General features: G+C 75.9%; 5 protein-coding genes. 3 read left to right on the top strand and 2 right to left on the bottom strand.

What is annotated here, in order from left to right:
• Window positions 1–406 precede the first annotated feature (406 nt).
• Window positions 407–1,198: a serine protease gene (locus G3I53_RS01285; protein WP_164338873.1), complete on the top strand. Its 792-nt coding sequence runs from the start codon at window positions 407–409 to the stop codon at window positions 1,196–1,198.
• Window positions 1,199–1,292: 94 nt separating this feature from the next.
• On the opposite strand, the gene G3I53_RS01290 is transcribed toward G3I53_RS01285, so the two are convergent.
• Window positions 1,293–2,417: a winged helix DNA-binding domain-containing protein gene (locus G3I53_RS01290; protein ID WP_164338874.1), complete on the bottom strand. Its 1,125-nt coding sequence runs from the start codon at window positions 2,415–2,417 to the stop codon at window positions 1,293–1,295.
• A gap of 165 nt (window positions 2,418–2,582) precedes the next feature.
• Here G3I53_RS01290 and G3I53_RS01295 point away from each other — a divergent pair, with 165 nt between their 5' ends.
• Both G3I53_RS01295 and G3I53_RS01300 read left to right on the top strand, forming a co-directional pair.
• Window positions 2,583–3,509, top strand: a complete 927-nt coding sequence (locus tag G3I53_RS01295; protein WP_164338875.1) for a polysaccharide pyruvyl transferase family protein — start codon at window positions 2,583–2,585, stop codon at window positions 3,507–3,509.
• Between the two features lie 124 nt (window positions 3,510–3,633).
• Window positions 3,634–3,954, top strand: a complete 321-nt coding sequence (locus G3I53_RS01300; protein WP_164338876.1) for a DUF3040 domain-containing protein — start codon at window positions 3,634–3,636, stop codon at window positions 3,952–3,954.
• A gap of 50 nt (window positions 3,955–4,004) precedes the next feature.
• Here G3I53_RS01300 and G3I53_RS01305 read toward each other — a convergent pair whose 3' ends face one another.
• Entirely contained in the window at window positions 4,005–4,901 is an 897-nt protein-coding gene (locus G3I53_RS01305) for a glycosyltransferase (protein ID WP_164338877.1), read from the bottom strand.
• Window positions 4,902–5,004 lie beyond the last annotated feature (103 nt).

Below are 5,004 nucleotides of genomic sequence, written 5' to 3' on the forward strand. Positions count from 1 at the left end.
TGGCGTGCCCTGTGCCGGGGGGGTGCCCTGTGCCGGGGGGTGCCCTGTGCCGTGCCGCGCGCCGGCGGGGCAGTGCCCCTTCCGGCGCCGGGCGCCGGTTTCCGGCCAACGGCCGCCGTCCGGTGGATTTTCCGCCGCCCGGCCGCCGCTCCCCCGCCGGGCGCCCGTTTCCGGCCAACGGCCGCCGTCGGCCGGGCCGGCCTCCGTCGGGCGGGGCCGGGTGCGTCCGGGAACCGAGGGTTTTCCCTGCCCAACTCCCGTAGGGGCTTCCCTCATTGGGGGCGTGCGCCGGTGCTCGTAGCGTAAGTCCGTGCCGCTCGCCGGGCACACGGGGCCGGTTCACCCGACCTCGTGCTCCACCCCCCACCCCGCGCGACCCCCCACCGGCAACCCTCCGAGGAGAACCATGTCCGGGTTCACCCGCGCCAAGAAGGCCGCCGCCGTCCTCGCGGCGACCGCTGCCGCCGCCGCGACCGCGCTGATCACCGCCCCGGCCGCGAGCGCCGCTCCCCAGCCCGTCGTGGGCGGTACGACGACCACGACGTCCGCGTACCCGTTCATGATGCAGATCACCGACGCCTCGCAGGACCAGTTCTGCGGCGGCACCCTGGTCACCCCCACGAAGGTCGTCACCGCCGCCCACTGCATGGCCGGCGAGACCACCGGCAGCGTGCGCGTGGTCGGCGGACGCACCTACCTCAACGGAACGAACGGCACCGTCGCCCGGGTCAGCCGGATCTGGATCCACCCCGACTACCGCAGCGTCACCCGGGGCGACGACGTGGCCGTGCTGACGCTGTCCACGCCGATGCCCTACGCGACGGCACCGTACGTCTCCCCCACTGACACCTCCGTGTACGCGGCCGGCACCACCGCCCGCGTCCTCGGCTGGGGCACGACCCGCTCCGGCGGCACCTCCTCCAACCAGCTGCGCACCGCCACCGTGCCCACCGTGTCCGACAGCAGCTGCCGCACCTCCTACGGCTCGCGCTACGTGCAGAGCGACATGGTGTGCGCCGGGTACTCCTCCGGCGGCGTGGACACCTGCCAGGGCGACAGCGGCGGACCGCTGCTGATCGGCGGGCGCCTGGCCGGGATCACCTCCTGGGGCGACGGCTGCGCGGCGGCCGGCTCCCCCGGCGTCTACGCCCGGCTGACCACGTTCTCCGCGCAGGTCACCGCGCAGATCAACACGTAGCCGCCACAAGGGCCCGGCGGTCCGCCGGGCGTACAGACCAGGGGGCGTTGCGGGCTTCCACGAGCAGCCCGCAACGCCCCCTCTCCACGCGGTGTCACGCCCGTACGGTCCCGAAGCGGACGTCGTACGCCGTGCCGGGGTGCATCACCGCCAGCATGCGCCGCCCCTCCGCCTCGACCTCCGCGCGCCGGGCCCGGTCGAGCCGGCCGAACGGCTCGACGGTCAGGGCGTGTTCGTCCAGCCGCCACACCCCGGCGAGGAAGCCGTCGACGAGAAGCGCGGGGTAGGCGGTGTTGCCCCGCCACGTGCTGCCCCAGTGCTCGGCGGGCACGACCCGGGTGCGGTCGGCGTGGGACAGCAGCAGGTTGTCGAACTCGGGCAGGAAGCGGGGCGGCGCCGGGGTGCCGGGGTCGGGGCGGGGCGCGTCGGGGAGGTCGAAGAGCTCGGTGCCGCTCTCGTCGCTGAAGGTGACGAGCCGGGGCCGGAGCCGTTCGAAGGCGGGGCGCAGCCGGGTCAGGCCGGCCCAGGTCTGCATGTCCTTGACGGAGGCCGGTCCGAAGGCGGCGAGGTAGCGCAGCACCGTCGCGTCGGGCGTCTCGGGCGCGGGCTCGGCCGGGCGTCCCAGCCAGTGCTCGGCCGTGGTGAGCGTGACCTGACCGCTGCGGCCCCACAGGCCCCGCGGGGTGATCTGGACCAGCGGCAGCTTGCAGCGGGCGGCGACCCCCAGGGCCTGCGGGTCGGCGTCCGGCCAGTGGGCGAGCAGGGCCTCGCGCAGCTGCTTCATGGTGCGCGGCTCCTCCTCGACCAGCTCACGGGCGAGCGCGGCGAGCCGGTCGAGGTCCACCCCGGCGAGCCCCTCGCGGAAGAGGGTGAGCTCGCGGTCGCGGGCGGGCTGCACGAGGGGCCGCAGGGTCAGGCAGTCGTCGGCGGTGTGGGTGTGGATGGTCGAGCGCAGGGTCACGATGCGGACGACCTCGCGGTCGGCCATCGGGCCGGACAGCGCCTCGGGCGTGAAGCCGTCGAGGCGGGCGGCGAGCGCGTAGTACGGCGGCTTCACGTTCTGCGCCTGGAGGCCGACCAGGTGGCCGACCGCCTCCCGGGCGGACACCGGCGCGGGGCGCAGGAGCAACTGCCGTGCCAGGGTGGCGCGGTTCAGGGCCCGGGGGCCGAGCACGGCGACCGGCCGACCGGTGGCGCTCCGCTTGCTCTTCGTGGTCATACCGGCAGGCTAACGAGCCTTGCGGCCGGTTTCTGTCCGCGAGTCCGGCCACATGTCGGTGTCCGGGCGGCGGGCGGCCCGCCGGGTGCGGGGCGCGGGCAGGGCGAGAGGGAGCCCCGCACATCCGGACGATTGCCACAGGCCGGGCGGGGCACTCGGTGCGCGATGCTCACACCGGACGACGTGCGCCCGAAGAGGGTCCTGCTGGCCGGGTGGTTCAGCTTCCGCGACGGGGAAGCCACCGCCGGGGACGTGCTGGCCCTGCACCGCGTCGAGGAGGTGCTCCGCGCCGCGGACATCCCCTACGACGTCGTCTGGAGCCCGGGCTTCCGTCCGGACGCCCGGCACCTCGACGACATCCGCCCGGGCGACTACTCCCACCTGGTGTTCGTCTGCGGTCCGCTGCACGGGCCGCAGGTCGAGGAGCTGCACCGGCGGTTCGCGCACTGCGTCCGCATCGCCGTGGGGACCTCCGTGATCGACCCCGCCAGCCCGGCCGTGACCGGCTTCCACCGGGTCCTGGCCCGGGACGCGCCGGACAGCCCCCCCGTGGAGGACCTGGCCGCCCACGCGCCGACGCTGCCCGCCCGCCCCGTCGTCGGGGTGATCCTCACCCACGGGCAGCACGAGTACGGGCAGCAGCGCCGGCACGGCCAGGTCGCCGAGACGGTGACGCGCTGGCTGGCCGGCAAGGACTGCGCCCGGCTGGAGCTGGACACCCGGCTCGACACCGCCGACTGGCACCTCAACGCGACCCCCGCCCAGACGCAGTCCGTGCTGGCCCGGCTCGACCTCGTGGTCACCGACCGGCTGCACGGGCTGGTGCTCGGGCTGCGGGTGGGGACGCCGGTCCTGGCCATCGACCCGGTGGCGGGCGGTGCGAAGGTCTCCGCCCAGGCCCGCGCCTGCAACTGGCCCGCGCTGCTGACCGCCGAGCGGCTGGACGAACGCGGACTGGACCGGTGGTGGTACTGGTGCCTGACCTCCGGCCGGGTCGCCGCCCGCCAGGCCCGCGACGCCTTCCGCGAGGACGCCGCCCCCGACAGCGCCGACCACCTGGTCGAGGCCCTCACCGACAGCGCCCGGCGGTAGCGGGAGCGGTCACGGACAACGGACCTGCGGGCGGCGTCCGCAGGGGCGGCGGACGCCGGTTCGGCCGGGGCCGGGCGGGGCACTCGGGGTGCGGTGTCCGCCGTCCGCCCAGGGAGGTGAGCCTGTGTCCATCGGTCGACTCCCCGACCACGAGCAGCGGCTGCTCGACGAGATCGAACGGGCGCTGTGCCGTGACCGTCGCCTCGCGCGACGCCTGCGCACGCTGCGCTGGAGCCGGTGGCCGAATGTGCCGGCCCTGCTGCGGCGGATGGCGTCCTACCGCCCGCACGCCCTCACGGTGGCCCTGCTGTGCGCCTTGTCCGTCGGCCTGATGGTGACCGGGATGGTCACCTCTGCGCCGGCCGTGATCTGGGCCTTCGCCGTCGTGTGGCCGCCGACCCTGTTCGCGGTGTTCCGGCTGCTGTGCCGGTGGTCCGGCGGCTGAACGCGGCGTTCCGGTGCCCCGAGGGCGTTCCGGGCGGGGTGGGGGCTCGGTCAGCCCGTGTAGCGCCGGGCCGTGGAGGTGCGCTGGGCGGGCTCCAGCAGGCGGAGCCGGGATTCCACCTCGTGCGGCAGCACCCGGCGTTCGCGCAGCACCCAGGGCAGCGCCGCCGCCGCCTCGGCGAAGGCGCGCAGCGAGGTGGTGTCACGCGGGACGCTCCGGGCCAGGGCCAGGGTGCGGCGCAGCGCCGTCCGGGGCGGCCGGCGCAGCCAGGTGAACCACAGGGTGTTGCGGATGCCGTGCCGGCGGCGCAGCGTCGGGTCGCGGGCCACCGAAGCCTGGTGATGGATCGCCAGGTGGTCGGCGTAGGTGAGCCACCAGCCGTCGGCCGCCAGGTCGGCGGCCAGCAGTTCCTCCTCGCCGCCGAGCCACAGCCGTGGGTGGAAGCCGCCCGCGGTGCGGAAGGCGTCGGTGCGCAGGACGGTCGCCGCGGCCAGGAACGAACCGAGCGCGGGCCCGGGCAGCCAGGGCGGTCCCGGCACCGGCGACTCGCGCAGCTCCCGCACGATGGGGTCCTCCGTACCGTCCGGTTCGACCACGATCCGGGCGGTGACCGCACCCAGCCCGGGATGCCGGTCCAGCAGGTCGGCGGCACCGGCCAGGGAGCCCGGCGCCCACCAGGAGTCGTCGTCGCAGAAGGCCACGTAGGGGGTGCGGACCTCCCGGACGGCGAGGTTGCGGCCGACGGCGCCGAGATTGCGGCCCGGGCGCAGCAGCCGTACCTGCGGGTGGCGGCGGGCGACGGCCTCGGCGGTGCCGTCGGTGGAGCCGTTGTCGGTGACGATCACCCGGGGCCGTTCGGGGAGCGCGGCCAGGTGGCCGAGGGTGCGCAGGAGTTCGCGGCACCGGTTGTGGGTGATGACGACGACGGTCGTGCGCGGGTCGGTCATGCCTGCGTCCCCTCCAGCAGACGGGCGGCCCGCTCCACGTGCGGGGGCAGCGGGCGGCGGGCGCGCAGCGCGGCGGGCAGCCGGCTGAGCGTCTCGCGCAGCG

The sequence above is a fragment of the Streptomyces sp. SID14436 genome, assembly GCF_010548465.1.
Classification (GTDB): Bacteria; Actinomycetota; Actinomycetes; order Streptomycetales; family Streptomycetaceae; genus Streptomyces.

Excerpts from the sequence above, each read along its gene's own strand:
- G3I53_RS01285 (WP_164338873.1), top strand. The coding sequence starts at position 407 with ATGTCCGGGTTCACCCGCGCCAAGAAGGCCGCCGCCGTCCTCGCGGCG.
- G3I53_RS01290 (WP_164338874.1), bottom strand. The coding sequence starts at position 2,417 with ATGACCACGAAGAGCAAGCGGAGCGCCACCGGTCGGCCGGTCGCCGTG.
- G3I53_RS01295 (WP_164338875.1), top strand. The coding sequence starts at position 2,583 with ATGCTCACACCGGACGACGTGCGCCCGAAGAGGGTCCTGCTGGCCGGG.
- G3I53_RS01305 (WP_164338877.1), bottom strand. The coding sequence starts at position 4,901 with ATGACCGACCCGCGCACGACCGTCGTCGTCATCACCCACAACCGGTGC.